This window comes from Kumtagia sp. (genome assembly GCF_059502445.1).
On the sequence record NZ_JCACER010000006.1, the window covers coordinates 1 to 22203 of the forward strand.

General features: G+C 66.0%; 19 protein-coding genes. 12 read left to right on the plus strand and 7 right to left on the minus strand.

What is annotated here, in order from left to right; genetic code table 11:
- Positions 1-48: 48 nt before the first annotated feature.
- Complete coding sequence (locus tag AC5JDC_RS02310) at positions 49-444, minus strand: acyl-CoA thioesterase (RefSeq protein ID WP_495838771.1); 396 nt, start codon at positions 442-444, stop codon at positions 49-51.
- Positions 445-658: 214 nt separating this feature from the next.
- On the opposite strand from AC5JDC_RS02310, the gene AC5JDC_RS02315 reads away from it, so the two are divergent.
- The 4 genes from AC5JDC_RS02315 (at position 659) to AC5JDC_RS02330 (ending at position 5860) form a co-directional block, all read left to right on the plus strand.
- Positions 659-2275 (plus strand): GMC family oxidoreductase, encoded by a 1617-nt coding sequence (locus AC5JDC_RS02315; protein ID WP_495838773.1) that lies wholly within the window; start codon positions 659-661, stop codon positions 2273-2275.
- A gap of 96 nt (positions 2276-2371) precedes the next feature.
- Positions 2372-2797, plus strand: a complete 426-nt coding sequence (locus AC5JDC_RS02320; protein ID WP_495838775.1) for an endonuclease domain-containing protein — start codon at positions 2372-2374, stop codon at positions 2795-2797.
- Between the two features lie 80 nt (positions 2798-2877).
- Complete coding sequence (locus tag AC5JDC_RS02325) at positions 2878-4089, plus strand: mandelate racemase/muconate lactonizing enzyme family protein (protein ID WP_495838777.1); 1212 nt, start codon at positions 2878-2880, stop codon at positions 4087-4089.
- A gap of 409 nt (positions 4090-4498) precedes the next feature.
- Entirely contained in the window at positions 4499-5860 is a 1362-nt protein-coding gene (locus AC5JDC_RS02330; protein ID WP_495838779.1) for a hypothetical protein, read from the plus strand.
- A 4-nt stretch (positions 5861-5864) separates the two neighbouring features.
- Here the strand turns inward: AC5JDC_RS02330 and AC5JDC_RS02335 are convergent, their stop codons facing one another.
- Positions 5865-6743 (minus strand): hypothetical protein, encoded by an 879-nt coding sequence (locus AC5JDC_RS02335; protein WP_495838781.1) that lies wholly within the window; start codon positions 6741-6743, stop codon positions 5865-5867.
- A 160-nt stretch (positions 6744-6903) separates the two neighbouring features.
- Positions 6904-7881 (minus strand): hypothetical protein, encoded by a 978-nt coding sequence (locus AC5JDC_RS02340; RefSeq protein WP_495838783.1) that lies wholly within the window; start codon positions 7879-7881, stop codon positions 6904-6906.
- Between the two features lie 189 nt (positions 7882-8070).
- On the opposite strand from AC5JDC_RS02340, the gene uvrB reads away from it, so the two are divergent.
- Positions 8071-11271 (plus strand): excinuclease ABC subunit UvrB, encoded by a 3201-nt coding sequence (gene uvrB / locus AC5JDC_RS02345; RefSeq protein ID WP_495838785.1) that lies wholly within the window; start codon positions 8071-8073, stop codon positions 11269-11271.
- 119 nt (positions 11272-11390) lie between these two features.
- The gene (locus tag AC5JDC_RS02350; RefSeq protein ID WP_495838787.1) at positions 11391-12416 is read left to right on the plus strand and encodes a fatty acid desaturase; all 1026 of its coding nucleotides are present in this window, start codon (positions 11391-11393) and stop codon (positions 12414-12416) included.
- Positions 12417-12523: 107 nt separating this feature from the next.
- Here AC5JDC_RS02350 and AC5JDC_RS02355 read toward each other — a convergent pair whose 3' ends face one another.
- Positions 12524-12772, minus strand: coding sequence for a hypothetical protein (locus tag AC5JDC_RS02355; protein ID WP_495838789.1), 249 nt, complete (start codon positions 12770-12772; stop codon positions 12524-12526).
- Positions 12773-13033: 261 nt separating this feature from the next.
- Here AC5JDC_RS02355 and AC5JDC_RS02360 point away from each other — a divergent pair, with 261 nt between their 5' ends.
- Both AC5JDC_RS02360 and AC5JDC_RS02365 read left to right on the plus strand, forming a co-directional pair.
- On the plus strand, positions 13034-14797 hold the full coding sequence (locus AC5JDC_RS02360) for an adenylate/guanylate cyclase domain-containing protein (protein WP_495838791.1): 1764 nt from the start codon (positions 13034-13036) through the stop codon (positions 14795-14797).
- 186 nt (positions 14798-14983) lie between these two features.
- Positions 14984-16843, plus strand: a complete 1860-nt coding sequence (locus tag AC5JDC_RS02365) for a cadherin-like domain-containing protein (RefSeq protein ID WP_495838793.1) — start codon at positions 14984-14986, stop codon at positions 16841-16843.
- 54 nt (positions 16844-16897) lie between these two features.
- Here the strand turns inward: AC5JDC_RS02365 and AC5JDC_RS02370 are convergent, their stop codons facing one another.
- Entirely contained in the window at positions 16898-17701 is an 804-nt protein-coding gene (locus tag AC5JDC_RS02370) for a DUF2189 domain-containing protein (RefSeq protein ID WP_106772300.1), read from the minus strand.
- 374 nt (positions 17702-18075) lie between these two features.
- Here AC5JDC_RS02370 and AC5JDC_RS02375 point away from each other — a divergent pair, with 374 nt between their 5' ends.
- Positions 18076-18564 (plus strand): DUF4347 domain-containing protein, encoded by a 489-nt coding sequence (locus AC5JDC_RS02375; RefSeq protein WP_106772301.1) that lies wholly within the window; start codon positions 18076-18078, stop codon positions 18562-18564.
- A 37-nt stretch (positions 18565-18601) separates the two neighbouring features.
- Here the strand turns inward: AC5JDC_RS02375 and AC5JDC_RS02380 are convergent, their stop codons facing one another.
- Complete coding sequence (locus AC5JDC_RS02380; RefSeq protein ID WP_495838796.1) at positions 18602-19687, minus strand: class I SAM-dependent methyltransferase; 1086 nt, start codon at positions 19685-19687, stop codon at positions 18602-18604.
- Positions 19684-20535, minus strand: coding sequence for a prolipoprotein diacylglyceryl transferase (lgt, locus tag AC5JDC_RS02385; protein ID WP_495838798.1), 852 nt, complete (start codon positions 20533-20535; stop codon positions 19684-19686). The genes AC5JDC_RS02380 and lgt overlap by 4 nt, the downstream gene beginning before the upstream one ends.
- 132 nt (positions 20536-20667) lie before the next feature.
- On the opposite strand from lgt, the gene AC5JDC_RS02390 reads away from it, so the two are divergent.
- The 3 genes from AC5JDC_RS02390 to AC5JDC_RS02400 all read left to right on the plus strand — a co-directional run bounded on the left by AC5JDC_RS02390 (position 20668) and on the right by AC5JDC_RS02400 (position 22171).
- Complete coding sequence (locus AC5JDC_RS02390) at positions 20668-21012, plus strand: accessory factor UbiK family protein (RefSeq protein ID WP_495838800.1); 345 nt, start codon at positions 20668-20670, stop codon at positions 21010-21012.
- Between the two features lie 302 nt (positions 21013-21314).
- Entirely contained in the window at positions 21315-21815 is a 501-nt protein-coding gene (locus tag AC5JDC_RS02395; RefSeq protein ID WP_106772305.1) for a type III secretion system chaperone family protein, read from the plus strand.
- Entirely contained in the window at positions 21815-22171 is a 357-nt protein-coding gene (locus tag AC5JDC_RS02400) for a tRNA-binding protein (protein WP_106772306.1), read from the plus strand. The genes AC5JDC_RS02395 and AC5JDC_RS02400 overlap by 1 nt, the downstream gene beginning before the upstream one ends.
- Positions 22172-22203: the final 32 nt, after the last annotated feature.

Genomic DNA, 22203 nt, shown 5'->3' on the forward strand with positions numbered 1-22203 from the left:
CTACTGCCCTACTGCCCTACTGCCCTACTGCCCTACTGCCCTACTGCCCTACTGCTCTCCCGGCACCGGCTTCGGCCGCCCCTCTCCATCCAGCGCCACCATGATGAAATCGGCATCGGTGACCTTCTCCATGAGATCGGTAAGGTAGCGCTGCGCCCAGGCTTCGACCTTCAGCGTCATCGAGGTACGGCCGACGCGCGTGACGTTCGTATAGATGCACAGCGTGTCGCCGATCTTCATCGGCTTGGCGAAGGACATCTCCTTCACCGCCGCCGTCACCACTCTGCCCCTGGCGCGCTCGGCGGCGCGGATGCCGCAGGCGAGGTCCATCTGCGCCATCACCCAGCCGCCGAAAATGTCGCCGGCCGCGTTGGCATCCGCCGGCATGGCGAGCGTGCGCAGCGTCAGGTCGCCCGTCGGCTGTCCGTCGGCGTAGTGAACCATGCGTCCGTCTCCTCGTGCTGCGGCCTCTGCCTAGCCGCAGCGGCAAAGGCGGTCAACGCGTGATCGGCCACCCGATGTAGCGAGCGCATCCGTACGCCGCGACCGGCATCTGTCAGTCGCTTTTCTCACAGCCGATGCCGGAAGCCCGGACGACCCGTCGCACGGCATGCGGCTAGTCTCCGCCTGAAAATCGCCGGCCGGGAACACCGCATCCATGCAGACCTACGACTTCATCATCGTCGGCGCCGGTTCCGCCGGCTGCGTGGTGGCGGAGCGCCTGTCGGCCAACGGCCGCTTCTCCGTCCTGGTGCTGGAAGCCGGCGGCACCGACCGTCGCTTCTTCGTGCAGATGCCGCTCGGCTACGGCAAGACCTTTTACGACCCCAAGGTCAACTGGAACTACAAGACCGAGCCGGATCCCGGCCTTGCCGGCAATGCCGACCACTGGCCGCGCGGGAAGCTGCTTGGCGGATCGAGCTCGATCAACGCCATGGTGTGGATCAGGGGCCACCCGGCCGACTACGACGCCTGGGCGGCCGCCGGCAATCCGGGCTGGAGTTTTGCCGACCTGCTGCCCGCCTTCAAGGCGATCGAGGATAACGCAGCCGGCGCCGACCGGTGGCGCGGCAGCGGCGGTCCGGTGCACGTCACCGACTGCTCGGCCGCCGTCCATCCGCTGACAAAGCGCTATCTGACCGCGGCCGAGCAGGCGGGCCTCCCCTTCAATCCGGACTTCAACGGCGCCAGCCAGGAAGGCGTCGGCATCTACCAGATCTCGACCCGGAACGGCCGCCGCATGTCGGGGGCGCGCGCCTTTCTGCGCCCAGCGATGAAGCGTCCCAACCTGCGTGTCGAGACCGGCGCGCTGGCGACGAAAATCCTGTTCGAGGGCAGGCGCGCGGTCGCCGTCGAATACGAGCGCAACGGCGCAACGCACAGGGTCGGCGCGGCCCACGAAGTCGTCCTGTCCGGCGGCTCGATCAACTCGCCGCAATTGCTGCAGCTTTCCGGCGTCGGTCCGGCCGGCCATCTGAAGGCGCTCGGCATCGAGGTCGTCCATGGCAACGACAACGTCGGCCGCAACCTCGAGGACCATGTCGGCATCAACTATACCTTCAAGGGGCGCCAGGCGACGCTCAACCAGTTGCTGCGGCCCTGGTGGGGCAAGCTGTGGGTCGGCATGCAATATGTGTTCCTGCGCTCCGGGCCGCTGTCGCTGTCGATGAACAATGCCGGCGGCTTCTTCCGCACCGACCCGGCGCTTGAGCGGCCCAACATGCAACTCTACTTTCAGGCATTCTCGACCGTCATCCCGAAGGCCGGCGAGCGGCCGATTCTCACGCCGGACCCTTGGCCCGGCTTCTCCATCGGCCTCTCCAACTGCCGGCCGACCAGCCGCGGCGAGATTCTGATCCGCTCGAAAAATCCGCGCGACTATCCGAAGATCGTCGCCAACGCCCTGTCGACCGACGCCGACGTCGCCGAGATGCTGGCGGCGGTGAAATTCGTGCGCAGGATCGCCGCGCAGCCGGCCATGGCCGAGTTCATCGTCGAGGAAATTCTGCCCGGCCCGTCAGTCACTTCCGACGAGGACCTGATTCAGGATTTCAGGAAGCGCAGCGGCACGGTCTACCACCCGGTGTCCACCTGCCGCATGGGTCCCGATCCGGCCAAGTCCGTCGTCGACCCGCGGCTGCGCGTGCACGGGCTGGAGGGCCTGCGCGTCATCGATGCGTCGATCTTTCCCGGCAACATCTCCGGCAACACCAACGCGCCGTCGATCATGACCGGCTGGAAGGGCGCGCAGATGGTGCTGGAGGATTGGAAATGAAAGCGATGATGATGGAGGCGGCGCGGGCGATTGGCGTTTCCTCGCCCCCACAGAATGGGGGAGAGGTGCCGAGCGAAGCGAGGCGGTGAGGGGGCCATGCCCGACAAAGATCGCAGCCGCCGCAAACAATCGACTACCGATCGTGCCCGCTCGCTGCGAAAAGGAGACAATATCGCCGAGGCGCGGCTTTGGATGGAATTGAAGGACCGCAGGCTCGGCGGACACAAATTCGTTCGTCAGTTCCCGATCGGTCCGTACTATGCGGATTTCCTCTGCAGGAAGGCGAGGCTAGTCATCGAGGTCGACGGTAGCCAGCATGCCGACAGCGTCACCGACCGAGGCCGGGACGAATTCATGCGGGCCGAGGGATATTCTATCCTGCGGTTTTGGAACATCGACGTTCTGAAGCAGATCGGGCCGGTTTGCGAGACGATCCTGGCGGCGCTCGAAGGCCGGTATGCCGAGGATGTGGTAGCCACCGATCTTCGATACATCCATGCGCCGGTTTCCCATCGTGAATGACCCCCTCACCGCCTCGCTTCGCTCGGCACCTCTCCCCCACTTCGTGAGGGAGAGGAAACGCTAATCCCGGAGGACAGCCAATGAGAATCACCGACGTCAAAACCTGGGTCGTCGCCAATCCCCCACCGGGAATAGGCGGGCGCTATTTCATCTTCGTCAAGCTGACGACCGACTCCAACGTCGTCGGCTATGGCGAGGCCTACAACGCCACCTTCGGCCCGCATGTCACCGCCAGGATGATCGAGGATCTGGCGGCGCGCTATCTCGTCGGCCGTGACCCGCACGATATCGAAACCTTCTTCCGCCGCGCCTATTCCTCCGGCTTCTCGCAGCGGCCCGACATCTCCGTCATGGGCTGCTTCTCGGCGCTGGAGATCGCCTGCTGGGACATCATTGGCAAGGAGGCGGGAAAACCGGTCTACAAGCTGCTCGGCGGCCAGGTGCACGAGACGCTGCGCTCCTACACCTATCTCTACCCCAATGCCGGCAGCGTCGTTCCGGCGGAAGCCGGTCCGGTCAACGTCTACAACGATCCGGACCTGGCCGCGGCCTGCGCGCTCGAATATCTACGCCAGGGTTTTGACGCGGTAAAACTCGATCCGGCCGGCCCTTATACAGTCTATGACGGCCACCAGCCGCGGCTCTGCGACATCGACCTCTCCGCTCGCATGCTGAAGACGATCCGCGAGGCGGTCGGCGACAAGGCCGACATCCTGTTCGGCACGCATGGCCAGTTCACGGCGTCGGGCGCGCTGCGTATGGCGGCGGCGATCGAGCCCTACGATCCTCTCTGGTTCGAGGAGCCGGTGCCGCCGGACATGCCGGAAGTGATGGCAGAAGTGGCGCGCGGCACGAAGATCCCGATCGCCACCGGCGAGCGGCTGACGACGAAATTCGAGTTCGCACGCGTCATCGAGAACCGCGCCGCCGCCATCCTGCAGCCGGATCTCGGCCGCGCCGGCGGCATTCTCGAGACCAAGAAGATCGCCGCGATGGCCGAGGCCTACCACATCCAGATCGCACCGCACTGCTACTGCGGCCCTATCGTCGGGGCCGCCAACATCCAGCTCGCCGTGACGCTGCCCAACTTCCTCATCCTCGAATCCCTGAAGCAGTGGGACGGCTTCCACGAGACGCTGTTGAAGAAGAAGATCGAGTGGCAGGACGGCCGCGTCATCCCGTCGAAGGAACCCGGCATCGGGGTCGAGCTCGACGAGGCGGTGTGCGAGGCGCATCCTTATGACGGCAGCCTGCTGCACCTCGAAATGACGCAGGACGCGCTGTTTCCCTGACGGTCGGCCGATACCGGTCACCACAACCGTTTCCTGCCCGGAATCCGGCCTTCCCACCGTATCATCCGGGGCCGGACGCCCCGACGCGTGCGTCGGGAGGTCCGGGCGTTCACCTTCGTGGCCGCAGGTATAATCAGAGCACGAAAGAATAGACCTGCTCGGACATAGAATATCGACGATTCACCGGCCCACCAAGCAAACTGAACCAAATGGCTGTTTACTATACGAGAATCCCCGAGGAGGGACCTATTCCAAACGACAGAAAAGGATGTATGATTTGTTAACGACAGGTAAAGGGTCGCGGCAGTTACACACGCGTCAGTAGCAAGGGTCAGAAGACATGAATCTAGCCAACATCCTTACGCGGCGGGACCCGCTGAAAAGGGCGTTCGTAACCCTTGAAGACGACATGGCCGACGCGCTCGACGAAGAGTTCTTGCTGCCGGTGGAGGCGTCTGCGAATCCGGAAGACAGCGCTGAGACGCAAGCAGGTGAGGATAATCTTTCCCGGCCGGAGGAAGAACAGGTCGAGGAAGAGCAGGCGGCGCGGTGGCAGCCGGAGCAGCCTGGTCCGGGGGAGGCGCAGCGCATCAGCCCGCACACGCAGAACCGCCTCGCCAGCCACGCCGCTTTCGACGAGGCGCGCTCGCGCGCCCAGGACGACCTCAACCGGATCGCCGAGGCGCTCGCCGGCATCGTGGCCTCGCATCACATGGGCCGCGAGTTCCTGCAGGATTCCTACGCCGACATCCTGCGCGCCAACGATCTCGAGAACGCCAGCATCGCCCAGGCCGCGGAGAACCGGCGCCTCGCCGAACGGGTCGACAAGCTGGAGCGGCTGCGCGCCCGCTACGACCAGCTGGTCGAAGTGCTGAAGCGGCGCGAGGCACGGCTGCTCGACGAGGCCGACGCCATGCGCGAGGCGCAGAGCGCCCTGCGGCTCGAACTGGTGGAGGCGCGCAGCGCCATCGCCCGCAGCGAGTCCCTCTACGGCGAGTTGCAGACCACCCACGCCGCCCGCAGCAGCGAGGCGGAGCGCTACCTGCGCGAGGCGGAAATGCTGCGCGAGAAGAATGCCGGCCTGTCGGTCGAGCTCGAGCTCGTGCAGAAGCGGCAGGCGGAATCGCGCCGCCGCGCCGAGGAGCTGTCGTCCATGCATGCCAGCGACTCGGCCAGGCTGGCCGAGATCATGGCCCGGCTGGTGACCGAGGAGGCGGAGAGCACCCGCCTGCAGAAGCTGAACGACGCGCTCGAGGCGAAGCTGATCGAGGCCAACGAGCATGCCGGCCGGCTCGCCGCCGACCTCGCCGAGCGCGACACCCGCCACCAGAGCGAGACGCAGGCATTGCGCGGCGAGATCCAGGCGCTCAATGTCCGCCTGCAGAACGCCGCCGGCGAACAGCGGGGCGCGGCATCGGAGCTCGCGGAAATGCGGGCGAAAATGGCGGAATTCGAAACGGAACGCACGGTTTTGGAGAAGAAGCTCGCCGCTTTTGCCGCCGAGATGGAGCAAAATCGCGAAGACCGGCCATCTGCCGACCAGGCAGACGTGCCTTCCGACCAGCAGCAACTGCGAAAGCAGGCCGAGCAGATGCGCCGGCAGATCGCCGAATTGCAGGGGACCGTGGAGCATCTCAAGCAATACGAGGCGCTGCATATGGCGACGAAGGCGCGGAGCAAGGGCCGGGCCGAGGTGGCCAGCGGCTTCAGCGTCGCCGGCGGCAAGATCGTGCCGGAATTCGCCGCCGTGAAGCAGGCCGGACGGGCCTGAGCGGTCAGGCGCCCGGCCGTCCGGTCCGGCCGCGCTCGGCCACCGCGACCAGCAGAAGCAACGACACGACCGCGACCGCCGCGAAGCCGGCGGCGTAGAGCGGCGGCACCGGCAGGCCGGCCGAGGCGTTCATCAGGCAGGCGCCGACCACGCCGACGCCGTAGCTCCCGGCGAAGGCGAGCGACAACCGCGCCCGTCCCGCGTCATGGCGCGACAGCATGAAGGCGGCCGCGATGGTGAACAGCATGGCGGCGATCAGCCGCGACGTCAGCGAATCCCTGGCCCAGTTGAAGACCAGCGGAAAGGCCGTCGTGGGTGCCAGGAACAGGGCGATCCCCCACAAGCCGAGCAGAATGCCGGCGACGTAGAACCAGAGCGACACGGCCGGGCCGGGCCGCTCCGGAGCGCCATTATCGGCCGCGCCGCGCGTCAGCGCGGCCAGGGCACCGGCGACCAGCACGATCACGACGGCGAAGAAGCCGTAGGTGACGGGTGCGGCGAAGTCGAAGCGGTCGAGATGCAGCAGCAGGACGGCGACCGCCAGCGGCAGCAGATAGATGACGATCAGCAGCAGATAGAGCCGGGTGCGCGGCTCGCTCGGCCGCTCCAGCACCAGCCCACCGGCGAGGCCGAAGGCGAAGGCCGCCGCCGCCAGCATGCGCGAGGCGACCGGCGGCAGGTCCCAGGCGAAGCTCGGCGGCAGGTCGAGCCACCAGAACGGCGCGCCCAGCAGCCCGCCGATCGCCGTCGAGACGAGCACGAACTTTGCCGCCATCCCCTCGCCGCTCGGGCCGAGGTCGCGGCCGCCCAAGCGGCGGAAGCCGAGCGCAAGGCAGAGGATGAGCAGCGCCACCGCGACCGCGAACCAGCCGGCATCCGACATGACAGTCCCCTTTTTCGCGCCGGCAAGCATGGCACGAACGGCGGTGGCCGGAAAGATCGGGGCTGCCGGCCGTTGGATCCGCACCTGTGGGGAGGCGGTCGGCGATGGCGCAGACGGCCCTGTCCCCGTTGAGAAGAGCGCCCGGCGCACCGCCCCGCGCCTATCCGGCCGGCGCAGCCTCGTCAGCGCTGCCGACCTTGCGCACCAGCGCAGCGGTGGCAAGCAGCAGCGCCATGTCGGTGATGATCGGCTCGACATGGACCTTGTAGTCGAGCGGCTGCGAAACGGGCGGCAGCTCGAAGAAATTCTTCGCCGTCGGCAGAAGCAGAAAACCGTCGCCGCCGCGCAAGGCGATGCGCGCCGGCTCGCCGGGCCAGGTCTCCGCCAGCCATCGCAGCGCCCGCGCCAGCCGGCCGCGCACCAGCGGCTCGGCCGCCGCGGCGTTGTCGGTGCGGAACTCGTATGTCTCGTCCAGTTCGGCGACGCCGCTCGGTATCTCCTGCAGCGGCTTGCCGAACAGGCCGCCGAAGAAGGACCGCACCTGCTCCTGCTTGCGCGTCGCCACCAGCAGGCCCGGGAACGGCCGTTCGGTGGCGAAGGTGACGACGACGCCCCTGAAGCCGGTGAGTTCGGCACTGCCCGTCTTCTCCTTCAGCACCGCTTCGTAGAGCTCGAAGGCGAAGCCGTCATGCCTGCCGGAAACCACGTCGTCAAAACTCTGCCGGGCGAAGTCGCCGATCACCTCCCTCGGCAGCCGGTCGAAGGATTCCGGCGTGATGCCCTTGCCGTAGCGTAGATCGTCGATGAAGCCGAAGATGGCGGGCAGCAGCCGCGAGCGGGAAGACCGCTCCAGCACGGCGACCGGTCTCAGGCCGCGCCACCAGGCGAAAAGTGCGAGCGCGAGCGCGATCACGTAGAGCAGGACATGCGGTGTAGAGGTCCACTGCTCGTGCGGATCGGCGAAGCGGTTGAAGGCGATCGCCAGCAGGACAGCGGCAGCGAGGACAAGACCGAGGAACAGCGGCAGACGCCACATCACCCGGCGCCGAGCCGAAACGCGCTCCTGCTCGTAGCGGGCGATCTCCTGCCGGATCGCGGCGATGGTTTCGTCGTTTGGCAGGAAATTCCGTGAGTCCATCGCCCTTCCCCCAGTCGAGCGCCATTCTGGGGAGGTTCCGCCATGCTGGCAAGCGTCGCCTGACGCTCTTGCGGCAGTACCGGCGCGAGAGCGTCCTGCTGACACCGCCGTGTCAGGATCGCGCGCGCCGCTCAGGCCATGGGCCGGGCCGGGCTTTTCTTCCCGGCCGATTCCACCCATATTCGGACCATGGCCAGATCCCCCGAAAAGAAGCCGCCGGCGGCGAAGGACGACGGATACCGCAAGCGTGGCAACCCGCTGACCGATTACCTCGACGCGTCGGAACCGCTGCATCGCGACGGCTTCGAGGAAGCGCCGCAGCCGGAACTGTCCGGCACGCCGCTCTCCGGATCGGTGTCGGACTGGGCGGAGCAGATTGCGCGGGAGGCGGAGCAGGACGGGCGCCGGATCTCCCCCCTTGAGGGGGAGACGGCCGCGAAGCGGCCAGAGGGGGTAACCTCGGAAGGCACCTCCAAGACGCCGGGCGCTGCCGAAACGACCCCACCCGGCCGCTCCGCGGCCACCCTCCCCTCAAGGGGGAGGGAAAACAAGAAAATCCCCGAGCGCTCTTCCGCCCCGACAAAAACCGCACGCGGCACCTCGATGGGCGGCGCGGCGAGCGCGCGCGAGCGCACGGCGGCCGGGCTCAATCCGATCCCGGGCCTCGACATCAGCCTCGAGGACGCCGAGGCGATGCCGAAATCCGGCGTCACCGCCACGGTGGAAGCACTGTCGGCACTGATCGAGAGCGGCAATCCGCTACACAAGAACGGCCAGATCTGGACGCCGCACCGCCCCGCCCGCCCTGACAAATCGGAAGGCGGCATAACGATCAAGATGGTGTCGGACTTCGAGCCGGCCGGCGACCAGCCAACCGCCATCAAGGACCTCGTCGAAGGCGTCGACAACGCCGACCGCACCCAGGTGCTGCTCGGCGTCACCGGCTCGGGCAAAACCTTCACCATGGCCAAGGTGATCGAGGAGACGCAGCGCCCCGCCCTCATCCTGGCGCCCAACAAGACGCTGGCCGCGCAGCTCTATTCCGAGTTCAAGAAATTCTTCCCCGAGAACGCGGTCGAGTATTTCGTCTCCTACTACGACTATTACCAGCCGGAGGCCTACGTCCCGCGTACCGACACCTATATCGAGAAGGAATCCTCGATCAACGAGCAGATCGACCGCATGCGCCACTCGGCGACGCGCTCGCTGCTGGAGCGCGACGACGTCATCATCGTCGCCTCGGTGTCCTGCATATACGGTATCGGCTCGGTCGAGACCTATACGGCGATGACCTTCCAGATGACGGTCGGTGACCGCATCGACCAGCGCCAGCTTCTCGCCGACCTCGTCGCCCAGCAGTACAAGCGCCAGGACATCAACTTCGTGCGCGGTTCCTTCCGGGTGCGCGGCGATACGATCGAACTGTTCCCTGCCCACCTCGAGGACCGCGCCTGGCGCGTCACGCTCTTCGGCGACGAGATCGAGTCGATCACCGAGTTCGATCCGCTCACCGGCCAGAAGACCGGCGACCTGAAGAGCGTGAAGATCTACGCCAACTCGCACTACGTGACGCCTCGGCCGACCTTGAATCAGGCCATCAAGTCGATCAAGCAAGAGTTGCAGCAGCGCCTGCAAGAGCTTGAAAAGGCAGGGCGCCTGCTGGAGGCGCAGCGGCTGGAGCAGCGCTGCCGCTTCGACCTGGAGATGCTGGAGGCGACCGGCTCCTGCGCCGGCATCGAGAACTATTCGCGGTATCTGACCGGCCGCATGCCTGGCGACCCGCCGCCGACGCTGTTCGAATACGTGCCCGACAATGCGCTGATCTTCATCGACGAAAGCCACGTCACCATTCCGCAGATCGGCGGCATGTATCGCGGCGACTTCCGGCGCAAGGCGACGCTGGCCGAGTACGGCTTCCGCCTGCCCTCCTGCATGGACAACCGGCCGCTGCGCTTCGAGGAATGGGACGCCATGCGCCCGCTCTCGGTCGCGGTTTCGGCGACGCCGGGCGGCTGGGAGATGGAACAGGCCGGCGGTGTCTTCGCCGAGCAGGTGATCCGCCCGACCGGCCTGATCGATCCGCCCGTCGAGGTGCGTCCGGCCAAGACGCAGGTCGATGACGTGCTCGGCGAAATCCGCGACACCACGCGCGCCGGCTACCGGACGCTGGTAACGGTGCTGACCAAGCGCATGGCCGAGGACCTCACCGAATACCTGCACGAGCAAGGCGTGCGCGTGCGCTACATGCACTCGGACATCGACACGCTGGAGCGTATCGAGATTCTGCGCGACCTGCGCCTCGGCGCCTTCGACTGCCTGGTCGGCATCAACCTGCTGCGCGAGGGCCTCGACATCCCGGAATGCGGCTTCGTCGCCATCCTCGACGCCGACAAGGAAGGATTTTTGCGTTCCGAAACCTCACTGATCCAGACGATCGGCCGCGCGGCCCGCAACGTCGACGGCAAGGTGATCCTCTATGCCGACAACATCACCGGCTCGATGGAGCGGGCGATGGCGGAGACCAACCGCCGCCGCGAGAAGCAATTGGAATACAACGAGGCCAATGGCATCACGCCGGAGAGCGTGAAGTCCCGCATCGCCGACATTCTCGATTCCGTCTACGAGAAGGACCACGTCCGCCCCGACATCTCCGGCTTCGCCGAGAGCGGCGCGATGATGGGCAACAATCTGAAGTCCCATCTCGAGCATTTGGAAAAGGAGATGCGGAACGCCGCGGCCGATCTCGACTTCGAGCGCGCCGCCCGACTGCGCGACGAGATCAAGCGGCTGCGCGAGATGGAACTGTCGATCGCCGACGATCCGCTGGCGAAATACGCGGATATGGAGAGCCCGGTTTCAGGCCGAGAGAAAGGCAAGCACAACAAGGGCATCGCCAAGCACCGCACGGCCGAGGAGCAGGAGCGGTTCCGCAAGCTCGATGCGGCGCGGGCAGCAGAAGCCGCGGAAAAGGCCGCGCGGCCGAACCTGTTCCGCAAACCGGAACTCGACGAGATGGGCCGCGCCGGCGACTACGCAACGCCGGCCGGAAGAGAAAAGCCGGGCAAGCCGCTGTTCCAGAAACCGTCGATCGACGACATGGGACCGGGCACCGACATGCCGACGCCGGCCGGCGCGGTGTCGCGTTCGCTGTTCAAGAAGCAGAGCGCGCGCGAGGCGCACGGCGCCGACTATGGCACGCCGGACGACGGCGGAAAGTCGCTGTTCCGCAAGAACACGCTGGACGAGATGACGGTGCGGCGGACCGAGAAGCCGGTGGAAGGCGCCAAGCCGGTGAAGCGCGAAAAGATCGGCATCGGCAGCTACGAAGATCCGGCCGAGGAGCGCGCCCACGGCCGGCGGTCGAAGAAGAGCGGCCGGCCGGGACAATAGCGCTTTTCACTGAATCGACGTTGGTGCGAGGCAGATTGCACGACGACTTGATCGGCCTTGGTGGCTTTTGGCCACCACGCGTCCTTGCGCGGCCCTCGCCATCCTGACATTAGTCGCCGATGCAATCAGCCTTCGCCAAGCCTCAGACCGACCAGGCCTCCCCCGCTTGGCCGAAAATCCTGTCCTCCTACGCCAAGCCGGATCGAGGCAGGAGTCTGTTCGAACTGGCCGTCACGATCATTCCCTTCTGCGGCCTATGGGCGCTCGCCTCGGTCGCCGTCTACTACGGATGGTGGATCGGCCTGTTCCTGACCATACCGGCGGCCGGTTTCCTTCTGCGGCTGTTCATGATCCAGCACGATTGCGGCCATCGATCCTTCTTCGCGCACCGTCAAGGCGACGACTGGACCGGCCGCGCCCTCGGCGTGCTGACGCTGACCCCCTACGATTACTGGCGCCGCGCTCACGCCGAGCATCATGCATCGACCGGCAACCTCGACCGGCGCGGCATCGGCGACATCACAACGCTCACGATCGGCGAATATCGCGCCCTGTCCCGGTTGGGCAGGCTCGGATACCGGCTCTACCGCAACCCGCTGGTCATGTTCGGCATCGGTCCGGTCTGGCTGTTCCTGCTCAAGCAGCGGCTGCCGATAGGGATGATGCGCGACGGCGCCGAGCCATGGGTGTCGACGATGGCGACCAACGCGGCGATCGTCGTCCTGGCCGGGGGATTGATGTGGGCGATCGGGCCCTGGGCTTTCCTCGCCGTGCACCTGCCGATCGTCATTCTGGCCGGCGCGGCAGGCATCTGGCTATTCTACGTCCAGCACCAGTTCGAGGACACGCACTGGGACCATAACGCCGACTGGCGGTTCCAGGAGGCGGCGCTGCATGGGTCGTCGCATTACGATTTGCCCGGCATATTGCGCTGGCTCACCGGCAACATAGGTGTCCACCACGTCCATCACCTGTCGAGCCGCGTTCCCTGCTACCGGCTGCCGGAAGTGCTGCGCGATCACCCCGAACTTGGCGGCATCGGCCGCATCACGCTGTTGCGCAGCTTCCAATGCGTGAAACTCGTGCTGTGGTGCGAGACCCGCCGAAAACTGGTCTCCTTCCGCGAGGCTCGCGTGCTTGCATGACATCCGCTTCTTGAGACGGTCTGCCACCGGGCGCCCGACCGCATCTCAAGGAATCCGGCTAAAGCAGGTCGCGTGAAAAGAATTCACGCACTTTCGGCAGACATGCCTTACGCCCCGACCGCCTCGAAGCCGGCGCTGACGAGATTGAGCGGCTGCCGCCTGCCATCCCGCCAGGTAGAGGTGATTCCGGAAGTGATCCGGGCGCGGCGCTCGTCCGGGCGCTGACCGAGGCCGAGTTCGGCGCAGACCGCTTCGATGGCACGCTCGATCTCGGCGCGTTCCACCGAGTCCAAAGTGATGTCGCGTTCGATGGCGTCGGCATCCAGGCCCGCAGGCGTAATCCGGTGACGTGTCATGGCCGAGGCCTCCTTTCGCACGTTCGGCACAGGCATTTCCCCCGGCCGCTCTGACCGTCAGCCTTCCCTATAGGGAACCTCCTGATTCGGGATTTACCAAGTCCCAAAAAATCACTTTTGAAATCGTTCCGTAACCTTTCGTGACAATTGCGTTACCGCGAACCGTCGGCGGCGGCGTGGTCGGCCGTGTCCGCCGAATGGACTTGCCGACGGCGCACCGATAGACTCGGCGGCCAAACGGTCCCGAAGGTGATCGCCGAGATGACCAACGAACAAGTCCGGCGCCGGCTCGCGGCCATCCTGGCCGCCGACGTCGTCGGCTACAGCCGCCTCATGGAGCGGGACGAGGCGGGCACGCATGCCTTGCTCACCCGGCGGTGGAAGGACGTGCTCGACCCGCTGGTGGAGCGCCACCAGGGCCGCGTGTTCAAGCGCACGGGGGACGGCGTGTTCGTCGAGTTCGCCAGCGCCGTCAACGCGGTCGACTGCGCGGCGGCGCTGCAGCGGGACATGGCGGCGGCCAATGCGGACATGCCGGACGAGCGGCGCATCGTGCTGCGCGTCGGCGTCAATCTCGGCGACGTCATGGTCGACGGCAGCGATCTCTTCGGCGACGGCGTGAACCTGGCGGCCCGCATCGAGACGCTGGCGCATCCCGGCGGCGTGGCGATCTCGGACGCCGTCCGCCAGCATGTCGAAGGGCGCGTCGGCGTCGATTTCGCCGACGGCGGCCGCCATGAGGTGAAGAACATAGAGCGGCCGGTGCATATCTGGGTCTGGGCCCCAGGCGGGACGGCGCGCCCGCCGGCAACCGCACTCCCGGAAACGCCCCCTGCCCTTCCGGACAAGCCCTCGATCGCCGTTCTGCCCTTCGACAACATGTCGGGCGACGCCGAGCAGGGCTATTTCGCCGACGGCATCACCGAGGACATCATCACCGACCTGTCGAAGGTGTCGGGCCTGTTCGTGATCGCGCGCAACTCCTCCTTCGCCTACAAGGGCAGGTCGACGGACATCCGCCAGGTCAGCCGCGAGCTCGGCGTCCGCTACGTGCTGGAAGGCAGCGTGCGGCGGGTCGCCGGGCGCGTGCGCATCAATGCGCAGATGATCGACGGCAGCAATGGCGGCCATCTCTGGGCGGATCGCTTCGACCGCGACATCTCCGACATTTTTTCCGTGCAGGACGAGGTGACCCGCACCATCGTCGGCGCCCTCAAGGTCAAGCTCACGGCCGGCGAGGAAATCCGCCGCGAAAGCCGCGGCAAGGTCGACCCGGAGGTGTACGACCTGCTGGTGCGCTCGCGCCAGACGCTGATGCAGCTCAACCCGGCTTCCGCCGTGGAGGCGCGCAGGATGCTGGAGCACGTGCTCGCCATCGACCCCGGCCAGGCGCTCGCCCATGCGCGGCTGTCGATCATCGCCTTCGCCGACTATGCCAACCAGTGGAACGGCGCCACGCCGGAAAACCTCGATCAGGCGCTGGTACTGGCGCGCAAGGCGATCGACCTGGACGAGACCGAGCCGATGGGCCACATCGCCCTGGCGCTCGCCCTGTCCTGGCTGAAGCGCCTCGACGAGGCGGCGGCCGCGGCGGAACGCGCGGTCGAGCTCGGCCCCAGCCTGGCGGACGCCTATGCCGGGCTCGGCAACGTCCGCGACTTCCAGGGACGGCACGAGGAGGCGGCGGCGCTGTACACGCGGGCGCATCGGCTTGATCCGCAGTTCGACATGGCGCTGCATTTCCTCGGGCGGGCGCTGCTGGCGCTGGGTCGCTACGACGAGGCCGAGATCGCTTTCAAGCGCCGGCTCATGCTGTCGCCGCACTCCGACATGACGCGTTTCTATCTCGCCTGCCTCTACGGCCTTTCCGGCCGCCCGGACGAGGCGCGGCGCTGGTGGCAGGACACGCTCAAGGTGAACCCGAACTTCTCGGTCGCTCATCTGAAGCGCGCTTTGCCCTACAAGGATCCGTCGCTGATCGACCGGCTGGCGAGCGGCCTGCGCGACGCCGGGGTGGAGATTTGAGCATCTATCAGCAGTTGTAGAGCCGGTATCCTTGGTAACCAAAGGCTCCCAATAAATATCCGTCGCTTACCATAGATGCTTTTTCTTTATTTCTGCTTGCGGATTCTTTGGATAGGATCGCGCCGGACGGGGTTCTGCACATGGCCGGGCGGCGTGACCGCGACGGCCTCTGAGGAGGATAACCCAATGGCAACTACGCTCGCCGCGGGCGACATCGCCGTCGTCAACTACAATGCCGACGATCCCGACACCTTCGCCTTCGTGTTGCTACGCGACATCGAGGCAGGCACGACCATCAACTTCACCGACAATGGCTGGAAAGCCGCCGGCGGATTCCTGGCGAGCGAAGGCACCACCACCTACACGGCCGGAGCGGACGTCGCGGCCGGAACGGTCATCGAGATCACCGCGCCGGGAATCGGCGCCGTTGCCTTCAACGTCAACGGCGACCAGATCATCGCCTATCAGGGCACGGCGGGATCTCCGACCTTCATCTATGCCGCCGATTTCGCCGACAGCAATGAAACATTCGCCGGCGACGCCACCGACACGCTGACCTCGGCGCTGCCGACCGGGCTGACGCTGGGCGAGACCGCCCTCGCCTTCGGCTCCGACAACGGCACCTATACCGGCCCGACCAGCGGCACGCGCGCCGAACTCCTGGCCGCCATAGCGGACCCGACCAACTGGACGCTCAACAGCACGACGCGGCAGCCGGCGCCGGCCGGCCCGTTCACCATCACCGGAGCGCTGGCGCAGGACGACGACGTGACGACCGCCGAGAACGCGCCGGTCAGCGGCGATGTCTTCGCCGACAACGGTTCCGGAGAGGACACCGATACCGGCGGCGGCACCCTGGTGATCGCCGAGGTCAACGGCGTCGCGGCCGATGTCGGCGCCGAGATCACGCTGGCCTCCGGTGCGCTGCTGACGCTGAATGCCGACGGCACGTTCAGCTACGACCCGAACGGCAAGTTCGACCACCTGCCCGGGTCGGCCTCCGGCGCCACCAACGCAACGGCTGAGGACAGCTTCACCTACACGCTCGACGGCGGCAACACCGCGACCGTCACGGTAACCGTGTCGGGAGTGGACACCGACGGCGACGTGCTGGCCGGCGATGCGTCCGACAATACGCTCGACGGCGGCATCGGCGCCGACACGATGAATGGCGGCGCCGGCAACGACCTCTATTACGTCAATCACGCCGGCGACACCGTGATCGAGGCGGCCGCCGGCGGCACCGACCGCATCGCCGTCAAGGGCATCAGCTACACCCTTGCCGACGGCCTCGAGATCGAACTGCTGACCACCAACAGCACCAGTTCCACGCTGGCGATCGATCTTCGTGGCAACGCCCTGTCGCAGACCATCGTCGGCAACAACGGCAACAACTTCCTGCATGACGGCGGCACCGGCCCCGGCCCGGACGACGGCTCGCCCGACACGCTGCGCGGGCTGGGCGGCAACGACACCTATGCCGTCTACGACTCCGAGGCCGTGGTGATAGAGCTTGCCGACCAAGGAACGGACAGGGTGGCGGCCGGCGTCGACTACGTGCTGGCCGAGGGCGTGCATGTCGAGCTTCTCAACACCACCGCGCTGCACGCGACCTACTCGGTCGACCTGACCGGCAACTCCTTCGTGCAGGTCGTACGCGGCAATGACGGCACCAACCGGCTCGACGGTGGCGGCGGCTCGGACACGCTGCATGGCGGGCTCGGCGCCGACACATTCGTGTTCTCAACGGCGCTCGGCAGCGGCAATGTCGACACCATCGGCGACTTCACCGTCGCCGACGACACGATCGAGCTTTCCGCGGCGATCTTCACCGCGCTCGGCGGATCGCTGGATCCGGCCGCCTTCCTGGCCAACAGCACCGGCCTGGCGGAAGCTTCGGACGATCGGATCATCTACAACATGAGCACAGGCGAACTCTTCTACGACGCCGACGGCAGCGGTGGCGGCGCCGGCATCCACTTCGCCACGCTCAACGGTCTTCCAGGGCTAACAGCCACGGACTTCACGGTGTCTGCGCTGGTCTGACCTTCAGTGAATGCAGAAAGGGGCGCGCCGATCGCGGCGCGCCCCTTTTTGCGTTTACTCGTGCGGCGGCTCGACAAGCTTGCGGTAGAGATGCCAGGTCGCATGGCCGAGCACCGGGATCACGATGATCAGTCCGGCGAAGACCGGCAGCGAGCCTATGGCAAGCAGCGCCGCCACGATCAAGCCCCAGGCGGCCATCGTCACCGGATTGGCCGCCACCGCGCGAAAGGACGTCGCCATCGCTTCGTAGGCTCCAACGTCGCGGTCGAGCAGAAGCGGGAAAGCAATTACCGTCGTGCACAATACGAAGGCGGCGAACACGAAGCCGGCGAGGCAGCCGAAGATGATCAATTGCCAGCCTTGCCCGGTGGTCAGCACTTCCGAGATGAAGCCGCCCAGCGAGGGCGGCGCTACGTCGCCGTAGACAGCCATGTAGACACCGCGCGCCACGAGCAGCCAGGCGATGAACACGACGAGCAGGAAGGCGCCGACGGCGACGATCGCCGGTATGGCCGGCGAATGCCGGACGTCGAGCGTGTGCCACCACGACGCCTCGAGCCCCGCCTCGCGGCGGCGGCTGATCTCGTAGAGACCGATCGCGGCGATGGGACCGATCAGCGCGAAGCCGGACATCAGCGGGAACAGCATAGGTAGCGCGTTGCTGCCGGACGTCCAGGCGGCCAGGACGACACCCACAAGAGGGTAGACGATGCAGATGAACATGATGTGCGAGGGCTTCGCCATGAAATCATCGAGGCCGCGCCGCAACGCGTCCGTCAGATCCGAAAAGCCGATCCGGCGAATGTCCGGATGGACGATCCTGTCGTCCGGGCCTGCGATGACGTGAAATCCTGCCATGACCGTTCCTCCTGTCGGGTCGGATCGGTCGCGCCACGGCGGGCCGTGATCTGGTCGCTCGGCCACCAAGGACGCGACCTAAGGTCGCAGTATAGCGTCTTTGCACGGAAAGTCGCGTGTTCTTCCAAAACTTCGTTCGCAAAAACCGAACGTACGGACCTGGGGATCTCGGACCCATGCCAAGGGCAATCGCTTGAAGAGGTTGCCCTTGGGGGCAATGCTAACGCTTGCATGCCTGCCATATGATCCAGTATCGTTGAGGTGCTATCTGATAGTGCTCTTTGTATATTTTCTACAATTCCTGTTTGAGATTGAGTTCCATATTCAATTTCTGATTGTAGCTGCTGAATATTTCCAACGGGTTGGGAAAAGAGATGGCAGCAGACGGGCGCGAAGTAACCGCCATCACAATCGAGCGCGGTTGGAAGCTCAATACCATGCTGGCGAAATACGGGACCGGCTTCAAATGCTTCGCGTTTGCGCCGAAGGACCCGTACGACTTTGTCGATATGACGATCGCCTACGGTCACGACGCCGGCGACCTGATTCAAAAGGTGATCATCATCGGCCACGGAAACGCCAGCGGAATCCAGATCGGCGGTCATTTTGTCGAACTGAGCAATTTCAAGGACTATGAAGGCCATTTCGCCAAGATTCGCGAGGTGATCAGCGGCGAAAGTTTCGTATATCTTCGCGGCTGCACCGTCGGCCAGAACGAGAGGCTGCTGGCAAGCTTCGCGCGTGCCTTCGGGGTTCCCACCTACGCCGGAACAAGCGCGGAGAACGTCTTGTGGGATTTCAATTTCGGGGACATCATGGTTGCTTATCCGGGCGGCAGCGTGTCCAAGGCATCGCGTCCGTAAAGCCTCGAAACAATTCGACAAATCATTCCATCGGCAGTCAGGAACGCGCGAACGGCGGTACCGCAACGCCGCGCGGCAGCACGGCAAGCACCTTGAACAGCTCGCCCATCTGGTCCGGCCCGGCCAGGCGCTCGACGGCGGCGCGGATTTCCTCGCGGCCGGCCTCGTCGGCGGCGGCGCCGAGCCGGCCGGCACGCTCGAGCAGCCCGAGGCCGAGCAGGAACTCACCCTGGGTCGCGAAATGGGCATCCAGCCCCGCAACCCTTGCCCGGTCGGCGAGGGCGGAGAAATCGACATGCGCGGTGAGATCGGCCTCGCCGGGATTTTCCAACGGGTCCTCCGGCTTGTGCCTGCGCACCGCCTGCAGCGTGTCGCCGAAACCGTGCCGGAAATGGCCGTAATCGATGAACAGGCCGGCGCCGCCGGCGGCGGCGATGCGCTCGGCGATGCCCTGCATCACCGCCTCGCGTGCCGGTGCGGTCTCGAAGACGGTGCCCTCCGGCACCTCGGCCGCGTTCTGCGGCAGCAAGACAGGATCGAGCGAGCCGGCGCCGGCGACGAAGGCCAGCTTTCCGCTATCGCTCAGCCCGATCGCGCGCTCGCGCCAGCCGCCGCCCGCCTTGACGAACTGCCGGATGGGGATCGCGTCGAACAGTTCGTTGCCGACGATGAGCAGAGGCCGGTCCGGCAGGTCGTCGAGGCTGTCGTGCCATTGGATGTCGACGCCCGTTCCCTCCAAGGTCACCCTCTGCACGGTCTTGAGTCTCGGGCTGGTCTCGACCAGCCGGAAGGAGGCGGAGGAGCGGAGGCCGGGCTCGACCTTTTCCAGTGTGCGCAGCACATCCCTCGCCAGGGTGCCCCTGCCCGGCCCGATCTCGACGACCAGCGGGCGCTCTGGCCGGCCGACCGCCCGCCACGCCAGAGCAAGCCAGACGCCGACCAGTTCGCCGAACATCTGGCTGATCTCCGGCGCCGTGGTGAAGTCGCCGGCGCGGCCGAACGGCTCGCGCGTCATGTAGTAGCCGTGTCGCGGATCGGAGAGGCAGAGCGCGAAGTAGCTGGCGACACTGATCGGCCCGTCGACGGCGATCAGCCGGGCGATCCGCTCCGTCAGCGCGGTCATGCCGGCTGCGGCGTCTCGGTTCGGCGCGCCGTTGCCATCGCCCAGATGCCGAAGAGCACCATCGGCGTCGACAAGACCATGCCCATGGTCAGCCAGCCGCCGAGGAGATAGCCGAGCTGGGGGTCTGGCTCGCGGAAGAACTCGGCGAAGATGCGCGCCGCGCCATAGCCGGCGACGAAGGCGCCGGAGACGAAGCCGGGGCTTTTCAGCTTGCCGAAGGAGTGGGTGAGTATCCTCAGCAGCACGAACAGCACCAGCCCTTCCAGCAGCGCCTCGTAGAGCTGGCTTGGGTGGCGTGTGAACGGACCCCCGTTCGGAAACTCGATGGCCCAGGGCAAGTTCGTCGGCCGCCCCCACAGCTCGGAATTGATGAAGTTGGTGCAGCGCACCAGGCCGATCGCCACCGGCACGCCGGCCGCGATCACGTCGAACAGCGTCCACACGCGGATGCCCCGCTTGCGGGCGAACAGGATCATGGCGAGCGTCGTGCCGGCGAAGCCGCCATGGAAGGACATGCCGCCCTGCCAGACCGCGAAGATGTCGAGCGGGTTCTGCAGGTAGCGGGCAAGGTCGTAGAACAGAACGTAGCCGATACGCCCGCCGAGCACGATGCCGACCGCCGCCCAGACGAGGAAATCGTCGATGTCCTCCGCCCGCATCGGCCGCTGCCCACCGGCCCACAGGCGCTCGTCGGAGACCAGGCGCTTGGAATACCACCAGCCGAACAGGATGCCGACGACATAGGCGATGCCGTACCAGTGGACCGCCAGCGGGCCGAGCCGGATGGCGACCGGATCGATGTTGGGAAAAGGCAGCGCCGCGAGCGGCAAAAGCAGGAAGTCGGGCAAATCGGCCTCGCGGTCGGGGTGCGGACGGCGCGGACCATGTGCCAGCCTTGGGGCGGGGTCAAGGCGGCTTGCCGTCACCCTTGCATTGGCGGCAGAGCGGGATTACCTCGAATGAAACGAAGGAGCTTCGCCATGGCCGCCGGACCGAACCGCATCCTCGACGAATTCGCCAAGCTGCTGACCGATGCCGCCGGCGCCGCTCAGGGCGTGCGACGCGAGGTGGAGACGGCGTTCCGCTCGCAAGCCGAAAGAATCCTCAACACGATGGAGGTCGTCCAGCGCGAGGAGTTCGAGGCCGTCCGCGACATGGCGGTGAAGGCGCGCGCCGAGAACAAGAAGCTTACCGCGCTGGTCGATGCGCTGGCGGCCAGGGTGGCCGCGCTCGAGGCAGGGGCCGATGTCATCCCGGGAGAGGAGCCGCCGGAGACGCCGCGCGGCCGGGTAAGACGCTCCACCAAAAGCGATCCCCAGAAATAATTCAGTAGATTTTCCACAGCCGCGGCCGAGAAAAAGCGCTTTGCCGTGAATCGTTTAAGCCGTTTGCGTGAATCTGTTCCGCAACTGCTTTCCACATCTGGCGGCCTCTTCCGGAAAAAAGGGGCTGGTCACGCGACTCCCGATCAATACACTGAATTTGCTGCATGATTCGGGACGGATCATGCGCCGGCAGGCGGAGCCCGGCTCGGGGTAGGTTGCGCCAGCGTCCCTGTCGCTTCGGTTTGACGAAATATAACCTGCTGCCGGTCCGCCGGCAGGCGTGGGGACACAGGGAACGCATGATGGAATTGGTCGAACTCGACGTCGGACGTGACATTCACCCCGTCGATGTCATCGAGCAGGTCGCGCACAACAACGACTGGGCGTTCGAGCGCACGGGCGACGACGAGATCGCGATCTCCGTGGTCGGAAGCTGGACCGACTACCATGTCTCCTTCTCCTGGATGGAGGATTTCGAGGCGCTGCATCTCGCCTGCGCCTTCGACATCAAGGTGCCGGAGAACCGTACGCTGGAGATCCTGCGGCTCCTCTCGCAGATCAATGAGCAGCTGCTGTTCGGTCATTTCGATCTGTGGGAGCAGGAAGGCGCGATCATGTTCCGGCAGTCGCTGCTGCTCGCCGGCGGCGTCGAGCCGTCCAGCCAGCAGGTCGAGGTGCTGCTGTCGAGCGCGCTCGAAGCCTGCGAGGGCTATTTCCAAGCCTTCCAGTTCGTGATCTGGTCGGGCATCTCGGCCAAGGATGCGCTGTCGGCGGTGCTGTTCGAGACCCAGGGCAACGCCTGATGGCCGGCGGGCCGGCCAAGCCGGAGATCACCTACGCGGATTTCGACAAGGTCGACATCCGCGCCGGCACTATCGTCGAAGCCGAGCCCTATCCGGAGGCGCGCAAGCCGTCGATCAAGCTGAAGATCGATTTCGGGACCGAGATCGGCGTGAAGAAATCGTCGGCGCAGGTCACCAAATATTATACGCCCGAGACGCTGGTCGGCCGCCAGGTCTTCGCGGTCGTGAATTTTCCGCCGCGCCAGATCGGCAAGTTCATGTCGGAGGTGCTGACGCTGGGCTTTCCCGACGGCGAGGGCGACGTCGTGCTGGGCGCCATCGAGCGCAGGGTGCCGGACGGCGGCCGTCTGTTCTGATCTCCCGACGAGGAACCGTTCCGGCCCCTTGA